Raw genomic sequence first — 25,832 nt, 5'->3', positions numbered from 1 at the left:
CTACCCGATTCCATAAAAAATAGCTATTAATTACTATTTCGATTCATTCATTATAAGTAACGGCGGCTGAATTGCAATCATCTACTATCAAATATTCATACATAATTCGCATTTACTTTATATTTACTTTATATTTACTTTATATTTAATGTATTGTAATTAATAGCTTTTTAATAAAGTGAATTAAACAAGCATTATTTTTAACAAATAACACATTAGCAAACAACTACCACAATAATGTAAAAGTGTGACAACTAAGTGAATGCTAATAAGCCAATACTAAAAAATAAAAACAAGCGTTAATCTACTATATTTAGGCTCTGCCATTCACGCAAAACCTTCCCCTAAAATATAGTACGGATACTAACCTAACGATCCAATAATATTCACTCTCACATTATCCGGTACTTCATTATAAGATAATACACTTAAGCTACCTTTGGTAAACGAACGAGCATAACGAGCTAATAAAGGTCGTAACTGTGGAATCACTATAAGTACAGGGGTAATACCTTTACTTTTCATATCGTCCATAATAGCTGGCATTGTACGTTGAAATTGGCCGAGCAAATTAGGATCCACCGGAAAGCTATCTAATGCCACTTTGCCTGACTGCATTGCTTGATCAAGTGAACTTTGCATCGTTTGTTCTAGTTTTTCGTCTAAGCTATATACGGCTAGTTCATCTCGTTCACCCATCACTTGTTTCACCAGAACTCGTTGCAGTGCGCAACGAACATCAGAGGTAAGTAAAATAGGATCTTTTGTTACTTCAACACTATCAATAAGAGTGCCTGCAATGGTTACTATATCACCCAAAGCAACATGCTCACGTAAAAGTAAGCGCATAACTTTCAGTTGTAAATTAATCGGTAATGCTTTTTCAAGTGCTTCAGCTAAACCTGGTGAAATCTCTTTTAAACGCTCATTGAGGCGTTGAATATCCTCATAACCAAATAATTCATCTAGATGCTCTTTGATAACTTTACCAGTATGAGTCGCAATCACAGTGCCTAAATCAACAACTGAATACCCCATGTTTAAGGCCTTAGCTTTCGCCTCTTCAGCTATCCAAACAGCCTCTAGGCCATAGGCAGGATCGGTTGTTAACTCACCATCTAGTTGTCCGTATACATCACCGGTATTTAGCGCTAACAATTGTTTCGCATTTAATTGCGCCGCAGCGACCGCTATCCCAGCAAGTTTGATTTTATACTCTTGTGGATTTAATCTCAGATTATCTTTAATTCTAATTTCTGGCAGCAAAAAACCTAATTGCTCAGATAAATTTTTACGAACACCTCGCAATGTTTTCACTAATTCTTCACCTTTGCTTTTGTCGGCAAGGTAAACAAGTCGAAAACCTAACTCAACAGACAAATGTTCAACATGCGGTATGTCTTTCCATTTAAGTGCGATCAGTTCATTAGATATTGTCTCGGTAATACTTTCAGCTTCAATTAAGCCATCGTCAGGTGATGATTTTTGCAAACGCCAAGCAGCATATAATAAGGGTAAACCAAAGCTCACAAAAGCAAACATTGGCATACCTGGCACAACACCTAGAATCAGCATTATTAGGGCAGCAGTAAAAATGACACGAGGAGAGGCTAATAATTGCGAACCAACAGTTTCACTAATATCACCTGCATCATTCATTCTAGTAACAATAATCGCCGCAGCAACGGCAAGTAGTAATGAAGGAATTTGTGCTACAAGGCCATCACCAATGGTTAATAAAGCAAATCGTTGGAATGCTTCAGCCATACTCAAATCATGCTGGAAAACACCAATACTGACACCACCAAGTAAATTGATGACTAAAATAATCAGTCCGGCAATAGCATCACCACGAACAAACTTTGAAGCGCCATCCATAGAGCCATAAAAATCGGCTTCTTGCGCGATTGTAACACGTCGCTCTTTCGCTTGCTCAGGACCTATTAAACCTGCGTTTAAATCGGCATCAATTGCCATTTGCTTACCAGGCATAGCATCTAAGGTAAAACGAGCAGCAACTTCAGATATTCGCTCTCCACCCTTAGTAATAACTAGAAAGTTGATCACCATTAATATAATAAATACAACAATACCAACTACATAGTTACCACCAATAACAACTTCACCAAAAGCTTGGATTACACGCCCGGCAACATCTGAGCCTTCATGACCATGTAGTAAAACAACACGAGTTGACGCAATATTAAGCGTAAGCCTCATTAACGTCGCAACTAATAAAATGGTTGGAAAGACAGAAAAATCTAGTGGCCTTTTACTTGATACGGCCACTAATAAAACAATAACAGAAAGTACGATATTAAAAGTAAATAGCGTATCTAATAGCCAGGCAGGTAAAGGCAATATAACCATAGCTAAAATGGCTAAAAGTAATACAGGTATTGCTGTATAAGGTCGAGTAAAGCTACGCCAGTTCAATTTTATACTCCACAGTTATGGTTTCTGCAAATTTGCAGGAATTTTAAGTTTAGGTAATGGGGCTGGGGCTTGTCCGCGCCCCTGTTTGTAAGCTTTTAATTGCATAACATACGTTAAAACATAGGCAACTGCAGTATAAAGCCCTCTTGGTACTTCTTGATCAATACGAGTTGAAAAATAAACGGCTCGTGCAAGCGCAGGTAATGAAATAATTTCCTTATTGTGGCTACGAGCAACTTCACGAATACGTAAAGCCATTTCATCCATCCCTTTAGCCACAACATAAGGCGCTTTTGCTTTGTCTTCACTATAGCGAATGGCAACAGCATAATGGGTTGGATTTGTTATAATTACATCAGCATTAGGCACTCGTTCTTCTATTTTCCTATTCGCTTGCTGGTATTGAATTTGCCTTATTCGATTCTTTATTTCAGGACTACCATCGGATGACTTTCGTTCTTCTTTTACTTCTTGGTGACTCATCTTTATCTTACTCAGCGTTTGATGCTGCTGAATAGGTACATCAATGGCTGCAACAATGAGTAATAATGTCACCGTAATAATCATTGCTAGAAATAATAACTCTATGCCATGAGAAATAGCGACATTGAGGTCTTGGCTTTGTAAAGCCACCAGTTGCCCCCACAACTGCGTTAAAAAGGTGTATAAACAAATACTAAGCAACGCTATTTTTACTATTGATTTGAGTAATTCGGTTAATGATTGTTTACCAAACATTTTCCCTAAACCTTTTATCGGATTAAGTTTACTGAACTTAGGTGCTACCAGACCAATTGAAAAAACAAATCCACCGGGTAGAATACCTGTAATCCACATGGCTAAAAATCCTAAAAGTAAATAAGGGACTAACGTGGAAAGCATATCTAAAAGTGCATTGCCTATCGCAATAGGCATTAGTTTTGTATTATCCAAAATACTATGATCTAAAATCATCGTATTATGCATTATCTCTAACAATAAGCCATAAAACATATCCGCAAAAAAAAGTAAGCCAGCAATGCTAGTCATTAACAAAATAGCGGTATTCAATTCTTTAGAACGCGCAACTTGTCCATCTTTACGTGCTTTTTTCAAGCGTTTTTCGGAAGGTTTTTCTGTTTTTTCTTGTGAACTATCTTCAGACATTATTTAGCCCATCGCATCATTAAAAACAGACAATACATAGTAAGTCAGACTTGAAAAAGCACCACCAGTATAGGTTAGCGTCATAAATACACAAAAGAAGCCCATTAACAAAGCCATTGGAAAACCTAATACAAAAATATTTAAAGAAGGAGCAGCTCTACTAGCAACACCAAAGGTTAAATTAACTAATAACATTGCGATAACACCAGGCAAAGATAACAACAAGGTAGAAGCAAATAGCCAACCAAACAAATTGAGAATGGCACGAATATCAACATCATAAATACTTGTTCCTATCGGCCATACCGTAAAGCTTTGTGTCATAATATGTAAGGTTATTAAATGCCCATCTGCAGCAAAAAAAAGTAACGCTGCCATCAACCAAAATATCTGTCCCAATAAAGCGACTTGGCTACCGCTGCTGGGATCCATAACAAGTGCCATAGATAAGCCCATTTGCATTGACAATACAAGCCCAACTAAGGCCATAACTTCAAATAAAATACGTAATGAAACACCCATCATTACACCAAATAAAATTTGCTCAACGGTTAATATAACAGCATCAAAAGAGAAAATATCAATCGCTGGAGCAAGTGGTAATTGTGGGGCAACTAAAAAGGACAACATCATCGACAGTAAAATTCTAGATCGAGGTGTTACCACTGGGCTGTCAAGAATAGGCATGGACCAAAGTAATGCAGAAAACCGTACAAATGGCCACCACATGGTACCCATCCAACTAACGATATCTCCACTAGTAAGCTCAATTAATGAGTTCAACCAAGTATTCCTGGAATCATAAATTTTAAATTATCAAACCATTCTAACATCGTCCGTACAAGCCAATGCCCGGTAAAGACTATCATCAATAGCGTTAATATCATTCGAGGCAAAAAAGTCAGTGTTTGTTCCTGAATAGAAGTCGCACCTTGAATAACTGCTACTATAATGCCAAGAATTAAACCAGGGACAATTAAGACTAAAATCATTTTGATGATAGTATAAATTGCACTTGCTACTAGCTCCATTGCCATTTCTGGGGTCATGGTAACATACCAAAAGTCGCTGCTAGCGTTCCAGCCAACATTGCCCAACCATCCGCTAATACAAATATCATTAACTTAAAGGGCAGACTAATAATTAACGGTGATAGCATCATCATCCCCATTGACATCAAGATACTCGCAACCACCAAATCTATAATCAAAAAAGGAATAAATAACATAAACCCTATTTGAAAGGCGGTTGTTAATTCACTTAATACAAACGCAGGCATAAGCACTTCAAAAGGTATCTCTGCTGCACTCAACGTAGTGGGTTCATTTGCAATAAGTAATACCTGATGCAATTCACTTTCACGCGTTTGTTTAAGCATAAATGCTCTAAGTGGTACCTCAGCCTTAAGTAACGCCTCTTCAAGGCCAATAGTTTCTTCTTGAAATGGTATGTAGGCATTATGATAAACATCTTGCCAAACAGGCCGCATTATCAACACAGTCAGCATTAACGCAATACCAATCAATACGCGATTAGGTGGGCTTTGTTGTAAGCCCATCGCTTGACGCAAAATAGCTAACACAATAATAATTCGAGTAAACGAAGTAAGTACCATCAGTAACGCAGGAATTAAGCTCAACAGAGTCATTACTAATAGAATTTGTAACTTTACGTTATAATCTTGACCTTCCTCTGTCGACTTTAAAGAAAATAACGTTAATTCTTGCGCATTTAACCAACCCGGCAACAGCAAAGTCAATAACAAAAAGCCTATTTTAATGTATGCGCTTTTGCTCATTGCTTTATGATTCCTGCGTAGATGACTCTTCGTCGTTGATAAATTTCAAACCATATTGACCATCAACCATCACCACTTCAGCTTGAGCAAAACAAACGCCGTTTACTTTAACATCTAAAGGTTGTCCCGCCTCTTTATCTAAGCGAAGAACATCACCTTGCTTAGCTTGGCTTAACTCACCTAAGGTAATCTCAGTACTAGCAACTTCAAGTGTAATAGTTAAAGGCACACCTTCAAATAAAGCCATATTATCACTTGGCTTACTATCAGTTAATTCACTGTCGATATCTTCTAAATCTAAGGCGTCTAATGCAGCATCTAAATTGTCATTCATACTATAATTCACTCTTTTCTGGTATATCGGTAATTTGAAATGTCAGGTTAGCATCTTGCTCGGCAACCTGTCCTTTTAAAAATGTTGTTTTACCCAGTTTAAATAGCGCTGGTGTATTCAATTCAATAGGTAAAATAGCGCCATTCATACACGCTTTTAATTGTTTTAATGTCACTTTTTTTGAGGCCATTTCAACACAGCCCTTTACTATAAATTTATGACTACAAGCCATCGATAATGGCTGGGCATCTGTGTTGTGACCGTGAGTCACTTTTGACGTACTAAAGAAACTAACCGGCAACCAAATAAACCAACTGATTACCTCTGCCTCAAGAATAAGCCTCACTTTAAATGCTAAATGGTTTAATGAATTGGGTATAGCTTTATCTTTGCAAATTTCTGCAGCAAGACTACCGCGTTCTTTAAATAATAAATATTGTATGCCTTGTATTTGCCTTTGTAACAGACGGCCGCAAATTCGCGCCTCAGTTGCACTAAGTTCAGACTTTGATCTCTCAACTGAGGCTGAATTGTCAACTGTAGTTGAACTATCATCTGCTGCTGAACTGTCATCCGTAGCTGAACTATCATCTGCCGCTGAACTGTCATCTGTAGCTGAACTTTCATCTGCTGCTGAACTGTCATCTGGTGTTTTTTTACTTACTGGATTTAGCACGCCACCTAGGCATAAGTCAGCCATCCGATTAGCACTTTGATAATCGAACGATAAATAGGTATCTTCATCCTCTGGCACAAAAGAGGCGCTTTTCACAAACACCCGAGGAGCTTCATTGAACCAACTGTAAATAGCCGAATACGAACAAGGCGTTACCTCAATAGAGAAGCTACTATCATTAAACAACTTCGCCAGTTCAATCTCTATCACTTTATTTAAATTTACATTGGCAGCCGACTTAACAGCCGCTTCGTGAATTCGTTGCTCTAAAGTCAAAGGCAGCACTGCTAATTTACTCGCTTGTTCAGCTTTAATAAGCTTACTTCTTGACGGGGAAAAAATTTTCATTGCTATCGCTTTCCAATTAAAAATGTAAGTACATTCATGTTATTTTTCTTACTTGGATAAAGTCTGCAAGCTTGCGACTAAATCAATTCGTTCTTGCTCGTTTTTTGTTGCCCATTCAAGTCCAACAAATTTCAACTGGTCGTTAATGCTTTTACTGTATTTAACCAAGGCAGTAAAACTGTCTATTTGATTAAAAACAACAACCACTTTTTTCGGTAATTTTTTTTCAGCCGGAACCAATAACCCTGCACCACCCACACTGAAATTTTTAATAACTCCTTGGCAAATTTGATAACCAAATAACCAAGGGTGCTTTAATTTAACTGCAATACCACTTCGTTGTATTGCCAACGACAAATGCTCATCTTTATGATTTAAATACCAACGCTTATAATTGCGTTCGTTTTCTTTTTTCAGCTCTTGTTCTATTATCTGTTCTTCATTCATCATTACTTTCCAAGCGCATTACTGGCTTATTTGCCGTAGCCGCACTAGCTGACTGTTTAATAGGATTTTGAACATTATCATCAGAAAATAGATCGTTCATTTTCTTTTCAGCGTCAGCTGTAAGTATTAACAACTCAACCCTTCTATTCTCACTTGCTGTTTTATTTGTTTTGTTCAGTAGACGATTTGAAGAAAATGAATTAACCTGCGTGACTCTCGAAGCTGGCATACCACCCGCGGCCATAATTTTCCTAGCCTGTTGTGCTCGTGCAGCTGAAAGCTCCCAATTTGTATAGGATTGCCCTTTAAATGGGCTTGCATCACTATGCCCTGATATTATAATTTTATTATTAATATCTTTAAACATTCCGCCTAAATATAAGAATAAATCTTCAAAAAAAGGTGACATTGTTTTTTTTGAGCTAGCAAACATTGTATGATTGTCATCATCTTTAATGATTATCCTTAACCCTGAAGGCACTTCTTCAACTAATATATTGTTATGTAATAGTTCTTCTTTAGAAAGCTCTTCAATACTTTTTAATAACAGACTTAATTCTGATGAAGCGGCAAACTCACTATCAATAGCAGAATTTAGTTTATCTCCCGTCCCTGCAAGTGGCTCTTTATCTCCTTTGGGAACCTGAAGATACTCACTTATACCTGGAATAGGATTATCCGGTGGCAAACGATTTGAGGCCTGATTATCAATAATTGATGGCGACCCCCCTAAATCAATAGGGAACGGGCTATTACCCGGTTCAAAAAAAGAAGGACTGCCGTCAAACACTGAATGAGTACGCATATAATGTGCGATACTTTTACGCTCAGCAGCGTTAGTGATAGCTAAAATCCAAAGTACCATAAAGAAAGCCATCATTGCCAACGTAAAATCAGCAAACGCAACCTTCCATGCTCCACCATGCTTAGCATGACCTTTATTTCGACGGCCACGTTTTATTACAATCAGTTCAGAATTTGACATTATGCTGCTCGGTTATTAATCCATTGTTCCATGGTGGTAAAGCTAGGCTTGATTTCTTCATTGATAAGCTTGCGTCCAGAATCAATAGCAACAATAGCAACATGTCCTTTAGAGTGCGCAACGAGCATAGCTCTAACACATTCTAACAACGCCATTTGTTTTTTTACATACGAAGCCATCGCTGAAGATAAAGGCGCCATCAAACAATAACAGGCAAAAATACCGATAAAAGTACCAACTAATGCAGCAGCAACATGGTAACCAATTTCACTCATTGGGCCATCAAGATGCTGCATGGTAATAATAATCCCGCCAACCGCAGCCAAAATACCAAAACCAGGCATTGCTTCGGCAACATCACCTAATGCATGTGATGGTTTTAGTTTTTGTTCTTCAATGGTATAAATCTCTTGCTCTAATATCGCATCAAAGTCATGAGAGTTAATTTTACCCATACTATAAAGTCTAAAATTATCGCAAATAAAGGTGACCAATTGTGGAAACTCAGCCACTTTTGGATAAGCTAAAAATATCGAGCTAGTTTCACTATTCTCTACATGATCATCCAATGCCTTTATACCTTTACTCTGAACTAAATCAAGCAATGAGTACATTACCATTAATATGTCATGATAAAGGTCTGTTGTATGACTGTTTTTAGTACTAAATAATTGGTACTTCAGCTGCGATAACATTTCGAGCAATACAAACTTTGAGTTACCTACAATTAACGCCCCTATACCAGCGCCAAATATAATTAAAAATTCAGCAGGCTGCCACATTGTGGCTAGATTCCCACCGGCGAATGCAAAACCACCTAATACGGTACCAAGCACCACCAGTAGACCTATCAATCGTTGCATATTTGCTTCCTTAGTTATTCGCTATGTTGAAGTTTTCGGGTTAAGGCAACTAACGCCTCTTTATGGAGTTGACACACTCTTGCTTCAGTGAGTTCAAGGGTCAAAGCTATTTCTTTCATATTCATTTCATAAGTATAATAAAGCTGTAGTAACAGTTTATTTCGCGCCGGCAGTGTTGCCATCGCTGTTTGTAATTCCATTGTTGATTCAGCTTTTGACAGTGTATCATCAGCAGCAGCACAATATTGACCACCGTCATCAAGTAAACTTTCTAAGCTATCCATCGCTTCTGCTTGCGTAATATAATGAAGTTCTAATAACTCATCAGGGCTTACCTTTAATGCCTCACATAGCTCACTATCATTAGGCTCTCTGCCAAGGGCTTTTGTTAATGCTCTGGTGCAATCTCTTAATTTATGAGATTTCTGCCTTAACTGTCTCGGTCGCCAATCAACGCGCCTAAATTCATCAAGCATCGCGCCACGAATACATTTAAACGCATAGGCCGCAAATTTTTCATCTGCATCACGTCCATAACGACGTATTGATGAAAGCAAGGCAACCAAACCAATCTGTTGAATATCATCAACATCAACAATAACACCTAGTTGAGTACGCATATGAGCCCCTGCACGCTTAACTAAATAAGCATATTGTGCGAGTAACTCACTTTCTTTTTGTGCCGTCAACGTACTAGTATCACTGGCTTGTTCAGACCATTCCGCTTGAACTAACATGCTTTTCCTTACTGGATAAAAACATTAGTAATAAGAACATTACTTAACTCAAGGCTCGATTTCGCCTTTAATACCGAGTTAAATTTTTCTAGCAATGTTTTTTGCATTGCTTCTATATCAGAAAACTCATTTTTCACATGTTCTCGCTCTAAGTTCACAAATATTTTTACTAATTCATTACGCAGAAGTGGGGTATAGGTTTGCGCAGTAGTTAAGCTTTGTGCATCAGCAGGGATAGCTAACGTTAAATCGAGTACTAAATAACGAGTCAAGTTTTCATCGTTAATACTGATAATAAAACGCTCCATAGCAAAATATTGCTCAGTTGCACTCACAACGTCTCCTTTGCTTTGCTCTTCTGAGTCTTGACTGTCTAACAGTTTACCTGCAAAAAAAGCACCTGCAAGTAACACAACTCCAATAATTCCTATGACAATTTTATTCACTTATCCGTACTCCAACTATTCTTAAACTAATCTATTCAACCAATCTCTGGCACTATTTTCTGTTGTTTTTAAAGTAGCTTCTTCTTCAATAGCCGCATTGTCAGCTATATCCATTTCAGATGTATCACCTGAATTATCTGATTGTTGTTGCTTTTCCCCCACATCAACTTCAACGGTAACGTCACCAGCTTGCGATAATGAATGTCGTAACTGATCCAAGGTTTGTTGCATAGCTTCACGTACTTGCGCATTCCCTGCAACTAAATGAACTGTCGTTTTATCCCCTTCCACACTAATAGCAATTTCAATACTACCTAACTGCGGCGGATCTAAACGTATTTGTGCTCGCTGTATTTGTTGACCTATTTGTAAATTAACTTTATCACTCAGGACATGTAGTAAACGTTGTCCCCACTCACTGGTATTACTGCTTAACTGCTCTTTACGCCATTGTTGACTGACAGCTTGAGTATCTGTTGTTGCTCCAAAAGCAGGTTTCGAGAAGGTATGCTCACGATTTTCAGCACCGCTAAAAACCTGTTGAGTTAATCCTTTTTGAAAGTCTTTCTCTTCATTTAATACTATAGATGAAGCCAGTGTATTAATAGCATCAACCGTTGTAGACTTATGATTTATATTACTTACACCACTGTTGCTTGATGAATTCTCAGATAAAAGTCGCGTAGCTAAATATTGGTCTTGTACTGTATTATTACCTCCTGCAGGCTTTACTAATAATTCACGCTGTTGATTACTTGAGATTAATTTATCTACTTGTATTAGCGGCACAATAGCTTCTGACGTTGTGCTAACATTTACTGTGTTATGAAGAGCGGCTGAAACCTGTTGAATAGTCGTTGGAAGTGGCAAGGTATCATTGTCATCGATGTTATTCATTGAGTTAACGTTACTAACTAACGCTTGTGTTACCGGAGCAGAATTAACCTCAGCTTCATTTTCAACCGATGATGAAGGCGCTAAACCTGATAACGAACCAGCAATATTGTTTGGTACCAATGCCTGTTCAGTAGCACCTACTGGTAACGTTATTGCTTGTATTTTAAAGCTCTGTGCTCTTGGGTTTTGAATGAAGGCTTGTAATTCATTAGGCGTGTCTTGATTTGTAGTGTCTAGTTGCTCATTATCAAGCAACGTACCTCTCGCTTCTAAACTGTTATCCTCGGTCGAAATATCAGGCAGTACAAAAACAAATGCTTGCTCTGCCTCGTCATATATTTCACCAGTATCAGTAGACTGCTCTAGCGACTGCGAGTCCATCGATTGCGATGTTTTCGCTAACGTTGGTGTAGCCGAGCTTAAGTCAGCCGTATTTGCACCTGATGAAGGGTTTAGACCCGTAGAAGAATTTTTGCTCAGTGAAGAATTAGCCTTTATTTGGCTACCGCCTAAAACGTCTTGTTGCGCTATAGATTGTGGGCGTAGTTGAACCGTCATTAGTCAGCGCTCTCTGTCAATTGTTTATAAGCCAGTATTCCATCACTATCAATTTGATGACGTTGCATTTTTTTACTCACATCTTGTTTTTGAGCATTAATCAGTTGTATTTTCTTTTCATAATCTTGTTTTAATAATAGTAACTTTGGTTCAAAAGATACAAACCAAGCAGCTTGTTTAGCCTCATTAATCAAAGACATCAATTGGCGGTCAGCTTCACGAATTTTATGCCAGTTACCTTTTTCAATAGATTCTGCCATATACAATAAAAGTGATTGTATTTTTTGTTCGGCCTGCAACTTATTCATAAATAATTGTTCCGCTTAAAAACTCGCAATGACTACACCAAATTTATTTCATCTAGAAGTATTGCAAAAAACACACCAATTATCAAGGCATTGATATATAAGCAATAAAGTCAGCTTGTATAACACAATGCGGAAGCGGAACTTCCGCACAACGGAAGCCAAGGGAAGTAGATGTAATAAAAGATCCCCTTTTATTCGTTAACCTGAATTCGGCTCAATAAACGCTGCTCTTGTAGTTGATTTTCCTAACTTCATTATTAAATTTACTTGTAATAGACGAGCCATTGACGCGAAACTCACCTTGTTTTTCTGGACTAAAGTAGAAAAATTGTCATTAATTACAACGTTTAGGTATTTATACCAATCTCACTAACAGAGTACTCTTAAAAGCAAAAAACCAGTTGCATCGCAACTGGTTTATAAAAAACATTCATCTTAGTACTTTATGCTACCTGTGAACCTAACCCTTTCCAACCTTCTTGTAAGTTAGTCATCACAGTGCGAACAGAGTCAATAAAGCTTAAATCATTCTTTAAGCTTGCTTGTAAAAGTGATTGTCCACAATGTTCATATAAATTTTTCATATTACCAGCAACTTCACTACCCGACTCTAAATCAAGTGATGCTTCTAAACCACCTAATATACGCATCATCTTTTCAATACTTTGCGCTTTTTTATCATGGCGTTTTTGAGTAATATGGCCAGTTACACTTTCTAATTCATCTAAAAAGCCATCAAATAACATCAATACTAACTTATGAATATCTGCACCGGCAGCACGTCCGTCAATCGACGTACTTTTGTAAGCCGAAAAACCGTCATTTATATCTAACATTATTAATCCCTAACCAAATTGACCCATTGTAGATTCTAATTGCGCAATAGTCTGTTGCATTTGTGTAAATTGCGATAAATAACGTTGATATACTTGCTGCATTGAAGATTCATGACTCGCTTGTTGTCTAATAACAATATCTAAACTGGCTTGCAGAGTACCTTTTTTGTCAGACATTATCCCGTAGCTTTTAGTATAAGGCTCTATTCTTTCTTCTAATTTCGCCATTATGCCGTTTTCACCGGTAAGCATTTTAGTTAACAATTCAGGATCAGAGCTTAATGCCGCTTCTAATCTTTCACTATTAATTTGTAAATTACCACTGCGGTCAAATTCAATACCCACTGAATACAGTGTTTTACCTTCAAACGTGCCCTGAAAATCGTTACGTAATGATCGAGCTAAACTACTGGCTAAGCTGTCTCTTTTTAAATCATCGTTTGTTGTTATACTGTTTGATAAATTGTTAAACGCATCAACAAAACCTTGAATATTACTTTTGGTCGTATCTACATCTTGTCCAACCGAAACATGAGCAGGGCTATCACCGACCTCCTGTGCTTGAGTAAGGTTTAATGTTACCCCTTCAATAACATCTTCAAGTGTATTGGTTGTAGAGGTAATTGTAATAGCAGATGTTGCCCCTAATTTAACAATTGAATCTTGTGCGGCTGTAAGTTCACTAATCCCTGTAATAGCATTAGTTATATTACTACCATTCGGATCAGGAGAAGTTGCAGCAGGGGAAAAGCTAATCGCTATTTGATTTGCAGCACCTGACTCTTCACTTGTCATCACTAAAAAGGTTTCAGTGCCTGAGCGTATAACGCTTGCTTTAGCACCTTTATTATCAACATGTGAATTAATAGCACTTGCTAAGTCACTTAACGAAGCGCCTGCTGCCAGTGTCGATAAATCGATACTAAACGAATCACCTGCTAAATCAATATTCAATTCGCCATTAGTACTTAACGGTATAGTGGTATCAAAGCTGAGTCCTACCTGGTGTGATTGCGCTAATTGTTCAACAAAAATATCATATTCACCTGGCGATGCACTGCCTGTCGTTGTGATATTAAGTGCAGTTTCATTAGTCACAGTAGATGAATTTGCCAAAAAATTGCTATCACTAGCAAGGTTATCAGACAAACTATCATAAAAGCTGGTTAATGTGCTTTGCAAACTATCAAATGCATTTATTTTACTAGAAAATTCATTGCTTTTATTGCTTAAAAGTTGATCTTTTGAGGCACGTTCAATTTGTGTATATTGACTAGCCAAGTTAGCTGGGTCAATTCCTAATGCTGATAAAGACATTTTATTCTCCAAGTATTTATTTTAATAAATAAAAACTCAAAGAATTTTTATTTATTAAAATAGCTATAAGTTATATAGCTATTTTACGTTATAACACGAACTAATTTAGCTCTTTAAATAATCAAACGATTAGTTAAGTAATGAACCAATCATTTGTGTTGTGCTGTTAGCTGTACTCAATACCGAAATACCTGAGTTCATTAATAACTGTTGCTTAGTCATGTTAGACGTTTCAGCCGCAAAATCAGCATCCATCAATGTAGCTGATGCCGCTTGGGTGTTTTCTTTCATGTTTGTTACGTTTGTCATTGTGTGCTCAAGGCGGTTCATTGATGCACCTAATGCAGAACGAGATGTACCTATTGCCGCGATAAGATCATCGACAGTACCTATCTCAGTCTGGATTGTAGCAACATCGGTACCAATAGTACCAAAAGCAGCAATAGCAGTTTCAACATCAGCTAAACCACCTGAAATATCAACATTTAGGGTTTCAGCAGTATCAGCACCTACTTGAAAATCAACTGCAGCTATGAATTTACCATTTGTAGCATCTAATAATTGAGTATCACCAAATCGAGTATTCGCCATAATGCTCTGAATTTCTTCAGACAAAGCTTGATACTCAGCATCTTGTGCAGCCCATTCAGTAGTGCCATTAGCATCACTGGCACCTTGCGTAGCAAGCTCTTTCATGCGGTAAGCAATATTCGTTATCTCATCAAACGCGCCTTCAGCTGTTTGCATCATTGACATCGCGTTTGCGCTGTTATACAAACCGGCTTCTTGACCTTTTACTTGCGCATTTAGACGTGTTGCAATTTGTAAACCTGCGGCATCATCTTTCGCTGAGTTAATTTTAAAACCAGAACCTAAACGCTCAAGTGCTGTTGATAAACTGTCATTACTACGACTTAGTTGATTTTGGATTGACATTGATGCCATATTTGATTGAATTGATAAAGCCATGAGATTTCCTTTTTTAGTTAAATTTGTTTATCGTCATAACAAAACAATAAACATTGCCTAAAAACTTATAGCGACCATAAAATTTATAAAATTAAATTTTTTTTCATTTTTAATGCATTATTTATAAAATTTAATAATTTGGCTTTATTATTTGGTATTTATTTGAGGTAAGTAAGTAAAATTTTTCTGCTCAAGGGACATTCCCGGAGTAATTAACTAATACCCAGCATGGCAACAAGTATTGTTAGCATAATACCAAGTTGATTAAGTTCTTTCCCACTCAGCGAGAATTAAAAGACTTAGAGGCAAGGCGTTAATTGAAGAGAATGGTTATTCCCTTGTCAAAATTAATAACGCAGCATATAAGCCGTTTAAACTCGCCCTCTGGGAGCTTGCTCGATGTACACTAACATCGTTAAATTTATGTGATTTAGAATGACTAAACCGAAACAAATTTGCCTTGTTATTGAACATCGAGCAGAGCTCTGAGTTGGGAAGAAATTTAATCAAATTGGTATAATATACAGTCAGCCAAGACATAGTGTTTATAAAATAGACATAAAAAAATGGCCATATCCTGTGGATATAGCCATTTATATTAACTTACGCATTTTAATATAAAGCTATTTGTTAAGCCGCGGCGTCATCTTTCGCTGAATTGATTTTTATTGATATTAATAAAGAGAATAGCGCACTAGACTATGTGTTATGTTGGCTTGCGCCATAATAGTGCTAATACTGTTAGTACCAGCATAAAACATTTGGTCACCAATACTATTGGTTAAGTCAGTTAGTTCGCTTGGTTGTAGACTTGTTGCTGCTCTTTCAATTTCGAGCAACTGGCTAGACAGCTCTTTACGCTGCGCTTGAACTTTAAGTATGCTTGATCTTAAATGTTGTTGTACTTGTTTTATTTTATCACGATGTGCTTGAATCTCGCTATTTGATTCAGACACTTGTGCGAGTTGTTCAAGCGGATTGCTTGGCTCAACTAAAGGTACTGAAATTGGGTTGCCTGCTGCTACTCTGACACCTTCACCGCTCATAATCCAGGTTTCATCAAGTAAACCCGCATGTTCTTTAGTAGTGCTAAATAATAAATGATTATTTCGGTCTAGCTCTACACTAATATCTTGTCGAGCAAATGCGTTTTGAATATTAGTTAAATTTTTAGCTTCCCCTTGGTTTGCAGGTAAATTTAACACCACCGACTTACCACTTCGCCCCATTAATAAATTAATTTTTTCGTCATGCGGTCGTGCTGAAAGTAAATCAATATTCGCATTGAGCTGACGTACACTTACATCGCTTTCACTACGAAGATTTAATTGCTTATTTAAACCACTGCCTGATTGCGCCGCCAGTTTCTGCATTGATTCAATTGTTGACTGTACATCATTCTTCTGTGTGAAATTCGGTTTAGCGGTAGCCGTTTGAGTATTAAGTTTGTTAGCTAAAGCGCTTAATGCAGTATACATTTGACGTAAGGTTGCTTCGCTATATTCTGCTTGTGCTAATGCTTGACTTAGTTTGCCACGCACTGACCAGCGTGACAAAACATCTACTTGCTCTTGCTTAGCCGTTACTTTATTTATGTTTTGATTTGGCGCACGCTCTTTTAGCTGGGTTACAAGTGACTCAGATTTAGCCGTTTTTATAGCATCTGGGGCTTGGGGTTTTTCGCTACTTGTAACGAGCATAGTGACAATGGCCTATTATGATGTACTGGTTATATAAATGAAAATAACGATAATGACGACACGCTTGCATATACCTGCATAGATGATTCATACGCAGCCATTGCTTCGTTCATTTGAATCTGTGCTGCGGGATAATCTACTGAGCTTATATCATCACGTAAATTAGAAGTAACAGCAGTAATATCAAGATTGCTATCCGCAAGTGAGCCAAGCGATGCTATCGTACCACCAATTTTGGTAACTCCACCAGTAATAGTCCCTAAAAAGGTAGCCAGTTCAGTAATCATAGCACGAGATTCATTGCCAACGCCTGTCGCAGGTGGATTATTAATATCGACCAGGTAATCTTTCATCGCATTTAAAAAATTAGCGCCGGGGTCTAGTTCATTTCCGGTAATATTACTGGCTACGCTAGAGTCTGCCGTTACAGCAACGTTACGAACATTGTCATCACCAACATAAGCATAATTACCCGCGGCATCTAAATCAAAAGGTTTAGTGTTTGTTTCACTGCCTGAGAAATAATATTTCCCTTCACTGTCAGTTCCATTAAGTAAATCAACGATGCCAGGAAAAATAACTGACATTTCTTGCCCAAGCGCTTTTAATTCTTCTTCACCCCATGAGCCATCGGCGGCCGTGGTAATTAAACTTTGTAACGAATATATTTGATTAACAATACCTGTTAATTTTACTTCTTGTTGACTTAACGTAAAATCAATCGATGCTATATTAGATTGATATTGTGATAGTGAGTCTAATTCAGCATCTAAATTTAGCAACAGAACAGCACCAAGCGGGTCATCCGAAGGCTTCGCAATTCTTACATTTGTTGCTAATTGAACAGAGGCTTCGTTAAAGCGCGCTGTATTATATTGGATATTACTAATTGCATTTAAATGAAACTGATGACTGCTAACACGCATGGTATTCTTCCTTAAAACATATTCAATAGTGAATCAAACATTTGACCAGCAGTGGTGATCACTTTAGCATTTGCGCTATACATTTGTTGAAAATGTATTAAGCTTGCCGCTTCTTCGTCAAGGTTTACACCGCTACGGCTGTCTCGTGCTAATACGGCGCTATCATTCAATGTGGTTGATGTTAAGATGCTATTTTGATTTTGTTGACTATTAATGCCAAGCTCGCCAACTAGCGAGGTAAAGCCACTGCCATTGTTAGCGATTGCAGCCACAACATTAGCAATATTAGTATTATCACCGGAGCCACCTGCAGCAACCCAAGTACCGCCAATATCAAATTCACCACCAATAAGTGCTAGTTTCTCTGGTGTTATTGCTGTATTGATAGTTATCGTGCCAAGAGGATTAACAGGATTATAATCAAATAGCGCTATACCGGCAGCACCATTTAAATCAAAGCCTTCTAACAATGCCGTATTCATATCATCAGCCAAATCTTTTACTAGTGTATTTAAACTTGTAAAAGTAGGTTGGATTACTTGCGTATCAGCACTGATTAAACCGCCAAACCGGCCACCAACTTGATCGCTGAGCTGAAAAGATTGACCAGCTAACTCGGCTGTTACCGTGGTACCACTTACGGTGATTTCTGCCGCTTTACTTCCAATAACTAATGGTGCACCACTTAAAGTACTTATATCTATACTGCCATCAGCACGGTCTGTTATCGCTATGCCTATAGTATCTGATAGCTCTGTCACTAAACGTTCACGGTTGTCTTTAAGTTCAGAAGTAGGTAAGTTTTTTGCTTCGGCCTGCGTTATTTGACTATTGAGCTCTGCAATTTGAGCCGTTGTTGAACTAGAATTAAGTGCCAGGTTACTCATTTCTAAGCTAAGCTTGCTTAATTGTCCTTCTAAGGCTCCATTTAGTTGTGCCAAGTCTTGTAATAAAGCCTCTGAAGTGGAAATTATCTCTTGACGATAGGCTAAAGAGTCAGGTGTTGTCGCTGCGGCACTAAACGCATTACTAATTTCAGTGATAGCATCATTAAAATTTAACGTGTCAGTACCAACTACTTCTTCAATATAACCTAGATAAGCCTGTTTACCTTCATAATAGCCTAGAGCCGAACTAGTACGCCATATGTCATCATTTAAAAATGCGTCAACAATACGCTCGACAGACATTACATTTACACCACCTAAGGGCGAGCCTGCGGTTTCAAAATGTGCAGCTTGACGCGAGTAACCTTCAACAGCAGCATTCGCCACGTTTTGACCTGCAACAGTCAAGGCTACATTGGCTGCATTAAGTCCACTGAGTGCATTATTTATCATTGACATTGTAATTACCTAATCGGAATTATATTTAAAGATTGTGCAAATGCTGAACTCGAATAAAAATCACTCTGGTCAGCTGCATGCACAATACTTTTATTATGAGCTTTATCAGGTACAGCGACCCCTTCTGCCATTTCCTTAAATTTATTTTCTACTGGTTCAAACTTTTCATCAAATTGACGGATTATCGCTTCGGCTAAACCTAGCTGTTGCGTTGCCGCTAAGTGCTGGGCGGTTTGAGCATCATGCATATCACGAAATTGAGCTTGTTCCTTACTTGAAAAGAAACCATTCTCTGACGACATTGCTTCAGTCGCCGCATGCATATTTTTTAACACTAATTGTAGAAATATAGCCTCAAATTGTTCTGCAGCTTTTTTTATACCATCTTGCTCACTTAAATTAGCGGTAATATAGTCTAATTTTTTTGGATCAATCGCCAGTGATTGCGCACTGATATCTGGGGGATCAATTATCATTTCTTTTCCTAAATTACTAATAGCTCAGCCTCGAGGGCTCCGGCTTTATCAAGAGCTAATAAAATAGACATTAACTCACTTGGGGTCGCCCCTAAAGTATTTATTGCTTTAACAATTACCTCTAGCGAAGTGCCCTCTGGTAGTAATACCATATGATTCTTTTGTTCATTCACATCAACAGCACTTGCTTGTAAAGGCACTGTTCTACCATTGGAGAATGCTCCCGGCTGCGATGCGCCTTCAGATTCAGCAATTGTTATTGTTAAATTACCATGGCTGACCGCAGCACGATTAACTCTCACCACATCATTCATAACAACAGTACCTGTGCGGCTATTAAAAATAACACGCGGTTGTTCAGAACCCTCTTCAACCACAATATCTTGCAACATAGACATAAAGGTATTGCGGCTATTAGCATCTATTGGTGCGCTTAATACCAAACGCCCCCAATTGTGTGCACGTGCGACTCCAGGCCCAAACACTTGGTTAACAGCCTTAACAACGTTACGTGCAGTTTGGTAATTAGGCTCTTTTAAATTAAGCACTACATCTGGTTGCACTTTAAACATATCACTAACATTTCGTTCTATAATTCCGCCACCGGGAATTATTCCTGAGGTAGGAACGTTAATAGTAACCGAAGAGCCATTTTGACCACTGGCATTAATACCACCAACAACTAAATTACCTTGCGCTAACGCATACACCTTACCATCGACACCTTTTAATGGTGTTAGCATAAGGCTGCCACCATGAAGGCTTTTGGCATCACCTAATGAATTAACCGTGATATCTATTGCTTGACCTGGGCTTGCCATTGCGGGCAAAGTAGCATGTACTGCCACTGCGGCAATATTTTTAGATTTGGGTAACGTTGTTTCATCCATCGTGACACCAAATTGCTTGAGCATATTACTCAGCGATTGTGCCGAAAATTTTATTTGTGCTTTATCACCAGAGCCAGGTAAACCCACCACTAGGCCATAGCCTACCAACTGATTTTCTCTAACCCCTAATACATCAACAATATCAAGCAGTGGACGTGACTTAGCCGCAAGAGTATTAAACGAAAAGCAGCCGATGAAAATACACATTACGGTAAAAGTTTTTTTCAACATAAGGTCAAATACTCAATATTAAAATGGGTTTAAATAACGCGAGAATAAAGATGTAAACCAGCCTGGGCTTGATGCATCAGCAAAGGTTCCTTTACCTGTATAACTAATTTGCGCTTCCGCAATACGTAATGAGGAAATTCTGTTAGCGACATCAATATCGCCTGGTCGGACTAACCCTTCAATTTCTATGTATTCATCACCTTGATTTAATTGAATACGCTTACGGCCGCGAATAACCAAGGTGTCGTTCGATAACACATGGGTAACGCGCACGGTGATCGCACCACTTAAAAAGTTTTGTTGGCTAGTACTACTACTACCATCAAAGCCAGTGCTTGAACCAACACCCAGATTAAAATCTGCAACATTGAGCCCACCAGCAAAGGGTACACCTACATCAATATCGGTGCTTTTATCAAGGCTAGATCCTGCACTTTTACTTGATTGAGTTCGCTCACTAAGTACCACAGTTAAAATATCGCCAACTCGATAGGCGCGTTTATCTGCATAAAGCGAAAACATATACTGTTCACTATAAAGACTACCATCTTCATAATTCAAGCCGACTTGAGAAGCATCCTGCTCAATTTCGTAATCTTCTTTTGATTTATCTTCTTTAATATTAGGACACTTAGGTTCTCCACCAAAAACAGGGCATTGAACATACTCTTGGTCGTAGCTAGAACTACAACCACTTAGTAACAAAATGACGGTAACGATTACGGTAAAATTAAACATAGCAATTACAAATTTTGATTAATGAAGCGTAGCATTTCATCAGCGGCTGATACCACTTTAGCGTTCATTTCGTAAGCACGCTGCACGGCAATCATACTTACCATTTCTTCAACAACACTGACATTAGAGCCTTCAATAGTAAATTGTTGTAAACCACCGTATGCCTCTTCACCGGGTACACCTTCAACGGCTTCTCCTGACGCGGCAGTTTCTCGATATAAATTTCCACCAAGACTTTCTAAGCCGGCAGGGTTAGCAAAATTTACAAGTAACAACTGACCTAGTTCAACCGGCTGAGTATCATTATTTACCACAGCGCTAACCGTACCATCTGTGCCAATAGATACTTTGGTTGTACCTTCAGGTAACGCGATATTTTGTGCTAAAGGTAAACCGTTACCATTCACAAGTAAGGATTCAGCATTAAGTTGAAATTGACCATTACGTGTATATAAAAGTTCACCGTCAGGACTTTCTATTTGGAAGAACCCCTGACCTGCTATAGCCACATCTAACTGATTACTGGTGGTTTCAAAACTTCCTTCAGTAAACTGTTTTTGTGTACCATTAATACGTACACCAGTACCCACTTGAATACCTGATGGTAACTGATTCAACTCATCAGCTTGTGCTCCAGGCTGCTTTTGCACCTGATAAAACAAATCTTCAAAAACTGCACGGTCTTTTTTAAAGCCTGCAGTGCTAACATTCGCTAAATTATTTGAAATAGTGGTCATGCGCAAATCTTGTGCAGCTAACCCTGTTTTACTTACCCATAATGCTGAATTCATTGTTACAACCTTTTACCGTTAACCATTGCCACTAATTAGTTTATTGCCGCTACTTGCTAATTCGTCAGCTGCTTTCATCATTTTGACGTTCATTTCAAATTGACGACTAATATTCATTGTTTTAATCATTTCTTGTACTGCGTTCACATTAGAACCTTCTAGAGCTCCGGTGCGAAGACGTAATTGATCGTCCTGAGCAAGTGGCTGTAAGTTCTCTGCTCGTAACAAGCCATCCTTGCCTTTAATTAAAATTCCATCGGTGCTAGCTAGTTTAAGTTGTGCTTCTTCTGCTATAACGCCACCACCTAAAGGAACTAAATTAATAATACCATCTGGACTGATTTCAATTTCACCAAATTCAGGTAATTGAATATCACCGCCAGCACCCTGTACACGTCTATTATTAACAGTTACAAAGCCATCGGCATCTACTTCTAAATTACCCGAGCGTGTATAAGCAGGATCGCCATTGTTATCAAGCACTTCTAAATACCCACCTTCACTGAGTGCAATATCTAGATTGCGGCCAGTATCCATAATAGGACCGGGTGAAAGATCTGTAGTCACAGGTTTCATTTGTGCATGATAGCGGGTTCGAAAGCCACTACCCGTAACCATCATTGACTGTGCTTGTTCTAAATCGGCTTTAAAACCAGCAGTACTGACATTCGCTAGGTTATTGGCAGTGACTCGCAATGCCGTATTATTTAGTTCCGCGCCAGAAACAGCAGTATAAATTAACTTTTCCATTGCTTATGCCCTTTAGGTATTACTAAATAAGATTTGCATCATTTCATCAGCAGTGCTAATTGTTTTTGCATTTGCTTGATAATTTTGCTGAAAGGACATTAGACCAACTAACTGCTCACTAACATCAACATTTGATCCCATATATGAGCCTGAAAGTAACTTGCCAATCGCGCCTGAATCGGGCTCACTAAACAACGCCGTACCAGAGTCTTCGGTTTCATACCAAACAGTATTATCACCAGGCTGCAAGCCATTAACATTAGCAAACGAAGCCAATGCTACTTGCCCTTGCAGTTTAGATTCGCCATTAGTAAAGGTTGCATATAACTTACCGTCTTCAGCAACCGTCACGCCTGAAAAGGAACCTGACGTATAACCGCTTGCGTCATTTTCATACATGGCAAAACTACTACCAAATTGGGTGGTTTTTACCATATCTAGTTTTAAAGCAACCTCAGCACCACCGCCACTAGCAGTAAACGTTAGGGTGATTTCACGCTGAGCATAGGGATCATCGGCATTATTATCAGCTACCGCTGGTGGCACGGGGTCAACGAAAGCAAGATCTAGTGGATCCATTTGGCCATCAGTATCAAATGAAATAGTCACGACACCTGCTGTTATTGTTGTGCCATCTACATCAACATCTTGCGTACCATTCGCCCCAGTACTCGCTATAGCAGTATCCGGTAAAGGCTCGCCATCTACAAAGTACATTACTTGCCATGTATTTACAGCTGTATGATTAAAATATTGCGTCATAATATGGCTATTACCCAATGAATCAAATACTTCTGTAGATTGTGAAAAATTGTATTGGCTGCCATCGGTAGGATCAAACGTATCAGGGGCTATAGGATACGTAATAAGGTCGCTCGCTGAACTTAAATTACCATTAAAAGAAATTCCATCCGTTGCTTGTGCTGGGATATTCGCACCTTCAATTTTTAAATCAGTTAATATACCAGACACAATACTTGGATCGCCGCCATCATCAGACTCAGAAACACCAAAACCTTGTAAACTACTACCATTGGCATTAACTATATTCAAATCAGCATCTAAACCAAACTGACCCGCTTGGGTGTAGGCTGTTTTACCGTTTTCTGAAATAGCAAAAAAACCTTGGCCGTCAATTGTGATATCGAGAGAATTACCGGTTCGAATTATTTCACCACTGGTAACAAAATCTTCTTTAATATTTGAAACTTTAACACCACCTTGCTGACCACCATTATATACTGAGGCAAATTCAGCATCAGACTGTTTATAGCCTGCCGTAGCCGAGTTAGCAATATTATTACTGGTAACTTCTAACGCAGTTTGCGTACTTTTCAGGCCTGTAAGACCAATATTCAATATAGACATGTTACTTTCCTAATAATTTAAGCTAATTGGTTAATTTCAGTAAGTTCAAAATTACCCAGACCATTAATTTGTAATATAATATCGTCGCTTGAAGCGCCTACAGATACGCGCTCAACGTCGCCACTTAACCAAGTATCTAGTTGTTTAGGTATATTGTCTGTGGTTGTATAAGCACGTACGGCATAATCACCAGCACCTTGGTTATCAAACTCAAAACGTAATGAGCCAGCACCGGTATATGGTAAGTTCTTTTCTTCAACTAGATCACCATTACTGTTATAAAGCTGCACAGTGACAGAATCAGCTGGACTTGATAAATTGACCATACCTGAAACACTGCCCGGATTCTCCAGTGCAATACTATTAGCCAGTACATCAACTGATTCACCCACCATGTTAGTGGCTTCAAGTACCATCAAGCTATTCATATAACTAAGGCTACTGCTGGTGTTTTGATTAATGCTTTGTAACGACTCAACGTTTGCAAACTCAGCAAGCTGGCTCACATATTCAGTACCATCCATTGGTTCCAATGGGTTTTGATTACTGATTTGGGCAACCAATAACTCTAAAAACATGGTTGACATTTCTTGTGCTGACTGGCCATTACCAGTGACATTACTCTCTAAAGCTGCTGCTTCAGTTGTACTTTGAGTTAAGCTATTTATATCCACGTTATTTATCCTTATTGACCTAATTTCAGAATGCTTTGTTGCATGCTATTAACACGCCCCATTACTTCTACTGAGGTTTGATAACTACGACTTGCCGACATCATGTCTGCCATTTCTTCAAGTACATTGACGTTAGAATAAAACACATAACCATCTTGGTTAGAGAGTGGGTTATTTGGTTCGTAACGCTGTTCAACGGTTCGGTCCGATTCAGTAATACCAAGCATATCAACCGAAGCAGAAATAGAACGATCATCAAGATTTGAACTGTATGCAGCTGAAAAAACAGGCTTTAATGCTTTATAAGCACCTGCTTCGCTTGATGCTGCGGTATCTGAGTTAGCTAAGTTTGAAGCAATAGTATCTAAACGCATTACCTGCGCTCGCATAGCGCTTCCACTAATCTCGTAAATAGAATTAAAAGACATATTTTAATCTCCCTTGATAACTTTATGTAGACCACTTATTTTCATATTCAAAAATGTCATGCTTGTTTGAAAATCCATGCTATTACTAGAAAATTTAGCTTGCTCTACGTTTAGTTCAACGCTATTACCATCGCTTGAAGCTTGATAAGGAACACGGTATTGAAGTTGATGTTGTTCAATTCCAGAAAATCCAACTAGATGGTTTTGTGAAAGATCACTAGAGACACTTTCCATGATTTGCTTATAGTTGATATCACGCGCTTTAAACCCTGGCGTTTCCACATTAGCCAAGTTGCCCGCAATAATTTCAGCTCTATCCATCCTTAATTGCATCGAAAATGGATGCACGCCTAGGGATTGATCAAATAATGCCATTGTTGCCTCTACTGTTTGATTCTTGTATGCTCATTTGA

General features: G+C 38.3%; 29 protein-coding genes. All 29 read right to left on the bottom strand.

All coding sequences use genetic code 11. The features are described 5' to 3' along the window. Positions 1–363 precede the first annotated feature (363 nt). The 29 genes from flhA to flgB all read right to left on the bottom strand — a co-directional run bounded on the left by flhA (position 364) and on the right by flgB (position 25,794). Positions 364–2,436, bottom strand: coding sequence for a flagellar biosynthesis protein FlhA (gene flhA / locus GQS55_RS01330; RefSeq protein ID WP_159817230.1), 2,073 nt, complete (start codon positions 2,434–2,436; stop codon positions 364–366). A 15-nt stretch (positions 2,437–2,451) separates the two neighbouring features. Continuing rightward, on the bottom strand, positions 2,452–3,582 hold the full coding sequence (flhB, locus tag GQS55_RS01325; protein WP_159817228.1) for a flagellar biosynthesis protein FlhB: 1,131 nt from the start codon (positions 3,580–3,582) through the stop codon (positions 2,452–2,454). A 3-nt stretch (positions 3,583–3,585) separates the two neighbouring features. Continuing rightward, positions 3,586–4,365: a flagellar biosynthetic protein FliR gene (gene fliR / locus GQS55_RS01320; protein ID WP_159817226.1), complete on the bottom strand. Its 780-nt coding sequence runs from the start codon at positions 4,363–4,365 to the stop codon at positions 3,586–3,588. Then, positions 4,362–4,631: a flagellar biosynthetic protein FliQ gene (locus tag GQS55_RS01315; RefSeq protein WP_159817224.1), complete on the bottom strand. Its 270-nt coding sequence runs from the start codon at positions 4,629–4,631 to the stop codon at positions 4,362–4,364. The genes fliR and GQS55_RS01315 overlap by 4 nt, the downstream gene beginning before the upstream one ends. Further along, complete coding sequence (fliP, locus tag GQS55_RS01310) at positions 4,628–5,380, bottom strand: flagellar type III secretion system pore protein FliP (RefSeq protein ID WP_159817222.1); 753 nt, start codon at positions 5,378–5,380, stop codon at positions 4,628–4,630. Before fliP ends, GQS55_RS01315 begins: the two co-directional genes overlap by 4 nt. Before the next feature lie 4 nt (positions 5,381–5,384). After that, the gene (locus GQS55_RS01305) at positions 5,385–5,714 is read right to left on the bottom strand and encodes a FliM/FliN family flagellar motor switch protein (RefSeq protein WP_159817220.1); all 330 of its coding nucleotides are present in this window, start codon (positions 5,712–5,714) and stop codon (positions 5,385–5,387) included. 1 nt (position 5,715) lies between these two features. Then, positions 5,716–6,738, bottom strand: coding sequence for a flagellar motor switch protein FliM (locus GQS55_RS01300; protein WP_159817218.1), 1,023 nt, complete (start codon positions 6,736–6,738; stop codon positions 5,716–5,718). 48 nt (positions 6,739–6,786) lie between these two features. Further along, on the bottom strand, positions 6,787–7,188 hold the full coding sequence (locus GQS55_RS01295; protein ID WP_159817216.1) for a PilZ domain-containing protein: 402 nt from the start codon (positions 7,186–7,188) through the stop codon (positions 6,787–6,789). Next, positions 7,178–8,170 (bottom strand): flagellar motor protein MotB, encoded by a 993-nt coding sequence (locus GQS55_RS01290; protein ID WP_236559719.1) that lies wholly within the window; start codon positions 8,168–8,170, stop codon positions 7,178–7,180. The genes GQS55_RS01295 and GQS55_RS01290 overlap by 11 nt, the downstream gene beginning before the upstream one ends. Continuing rightward, positions 8,170–9,033: a flagellar motor stator protein MotA gene (motA, locus tag GQS55_RS01285; protein WP_159817214.1), complete on the bottom strand. Its 864-nt coding sequence runs from the start codon at positions 9,031–9,033 to the stop codon at positions 8,170–8,172. Before motA ends, GQS55_RS01290 begins: the two co-directional genes overlap by 1 nt. Positions 9,034–9,047: 14 nt before the next feature. Next, a complete protein-coding gene (locus GQS55_RS01280; RefSeq protein WP_159817211.1) occupies positions 9,048–9,770 on the bottom strand; it encodes a FliA/WhiG family RNA polymerase sigma factor in 723 nt (240 codons plus the stop codon). Between the two features lie 8 nt (positions 9,771–9,778). Continuing rightward, positions 9,779–10,216, bottom strand: a complete 438-nt coding sequence (locus tag GQS55_RS01275; RefSeq protein WP_159817209.1) for a flagellar basal body-associated FliL family protein — start codon at positions 10,214–10,216, stop codon at positions 9,779–9,781. A 21-nt stretch (positions 10,217–10,237) separates the two neighbouring features. Beyond that, positions 10,238–11,671 (bottom strand): flagellar hook-length control protein FliK, encoded by a 1,434-nt coding sequence (locus GQS55_RS01270; protein ID WP_159817207.1) that lies wholly within the window; start codon positions 11,669–11,671, stop codon positions 10,238–10,240. Next, complete coding sequence (locus tag GQS55_RS01265; protein WP_159817205.1) at positions 11,671–11,979, bottom strand: hypothetical protein; 309 nt, start codon at positions 11,977–11,979, stop codon at positions 11,671–11,673. Before GQS55_RS01265 ends, GQS55_RS01270 begins: the two co-directional genes overlap by 1 nt. Before the next feature lie 443 nt (positions 11,980–12,422). Further along, entirely contained in the window at positions 12,423–12,815 is a 393-nt protein-coding gene (fliS, locus tag GQS55_RS01260; protein WP_159817203.1) for a flagellar export chaperone FliS, read from the bottom strand. Between the two features lie 9 nt (positions 12,816–12,824). Next, complete coding sequence (gene fliD, locus GQS55_RS01255) at positions 12,825–14,132, bottom strand: flagellar filament capping protein FliD (protein WP_159817201.1); 1,308 nt, start codon at positions 14,130–14,132, stop codon at positions 12,825–12,827. A 129-nt stretch (positions 14,133–14,261) separates the two neighbouring features. Continuing rightward, positions 14,262–15,101, bottom strand: coding sequence for a flagellin N-terminal helical domain-containing protein (locus tag GQS55_RS01250; protein ID WP_159817199.1), 840 nt, complete (start codon positions 15,099–15,101; stop codon positions 14,262–14,264). A gap of 674 nt (positions 15,102–15,775) precedes the next feature. Next, a complete protein-coding gene (locus GQS55_RS01245) occupies positions 15,776–16,801 on the bottom strand; it encodes a flagellin (protein ID WP_159817197.1) in 1,026 nt (341 codons plus the stop codon). 29 nt (positions 16,802–16,830) lie between these two features. Beyond that, a complete protein-coding gene (flgL, locus tag GQS55_RS01240) occupies positions 16,831–17,727 on the bottom strand; it encodes a flagellar hook-associated protein FlgL (protein WP_159817195.1) in 897 nt (298 codons plus the stop codon). Positions 17,728–17,738: 11 nt separating this feature from the next. Next, positions 17,739–19,073 carry a flagellar hook-associated protein FlgK gene (gene flgK / locus GQS55_RS01235; RefSeq protein WP_159817193.1) on the bottom strand — a complete coding sequence of 445 codons (1,335 nt, stop codon included), beginning with the start codon at positions 19,071–19,073 and terminating at the stop codon, positions 17,739–17,741. 5 nt (positions 19,074–19,078) lie between these two features. After that, a complete protein-coding gene (locus GQS55_RS01230) occupies positions 19,079–19,549 on the bottom strand; it encodes a rod-binding protein (RefSeq protein WP_159817191.1) in 471 nt (156 codons plus the stop codon). Positions 19,550–19,557: 8 nt separating this feature from the next. After that, positions 19,558–20,670 (bottom strand): flagellar basal body P-ring protein FlgI, encoded by a 1,113-nt coding sequence (locus GQS55_RS01225; RefSeq protein ID WP_159817189.1) that lies wholly within the window; start codon positions 20,668–20,670, stop codon positions 19,558–19,560. Between the two features lie 18 nt (positions 20,671–20,688). Further along, the gene (locus GQS55_RS01220; RefSeq protein ID WP_159817187.1) at positions 20,689–21,408 is read right to left on the bottom strand and encodes a flagellar basal body L-ring protein FlgH; all 720 of its coding nucleotides are present in this window, start codon (positions 21,406–21,408) and stop codon (positions 20,689–20,691) included. Between the two features lie 5 nt (positions 21,409–21,413). After that, positions 21,414–22,199, bottom strand: coding sequence for a flagellar basal-body rod protein FlgG (gene flgG, locus GQS55_RS01215; RefSeq protein WP_159817185.1), 786 nt, complete (start codon positions 22,197–22,199; stop codon positions 21,414–21,416). Between the two features lie 18 nt (positions 22,200–22,217). Continuing rightward, the gene (locus tag GQS55_RS01210; protein ID WP_159817183.1) at positions 22,218–22,949 is read right to left on the bottom strand and encodes a flagellar basal body rod protein FlgF; all 732 of its coding nucleotides are present in this window, start codon (positions 22,947–22,949) and stop codon (positions 22,218–22,220) included. A 12-nt stretch (positions 22,950–22,961) separates the two neighbouring features. Beyond that, positions 22,962–24,317: a flagellar hook protein FlgE gene (locus GQS55_RS01205; protein WP_159817181.1), complete on the bottom strand. Its 1,356-nt coding sequence runs from the start codon at positions 24,315–24,317 to the stop codon at positions 22,962–22,964. A 17-nt stretch (positions 24,318–24,334) separates the two neighbouring features. Beyond that, complete coding sequence (locus GQS55_RS01200) at positions 24,335–24,991, bottom strand: flagellar hook assembly protein FlgD (protein ID WP_236559718.1); 657 nt, start codon at positions 24,989–24,991, stop codon at positions 24,335–24,337. A gap of 11 nt (positions 24,992–25,002) precedes the next feature. Beyond that, complete coding sequence (gene flgC, locus GQS55_RS01195; RefSeq protein ID WP_159817179.1) at positions 25,003–25,419, bottom strand: flagellar basal body rod protein FlgC; 417 nt, start codon at positions 25,417–25,419, stop codon at positions 25,003–25,005. 3 nt (positions 25,420–25,422) lie between these two features. Further along, positions 25,423–25,794, bottom strand: coding sequence for a flagellar basal body rod protein FlgB (gene flgB / locus GQS55_RS01190; protein ID WP_159817177.1), 372 nt, complete (start codon positions 25,792–25,794; stop codon positions 25,423–25,425). Between the last annotated feature and the right edge of the window lie 38 nt (positions 25,795–25,832).

Origin of the sequence: Colwellia sp. 20A7 (assembly GCF_009832865.1) — a bacterium.
Lineage (GTDB): Bacteria > Pseudomonadota > Gammaproteobacteria > Enterobacterales > Alteromonadaceae > Colwellia.
This window is presented reverse-complemented; position numbering and strand designations above follow the sequence as displayed.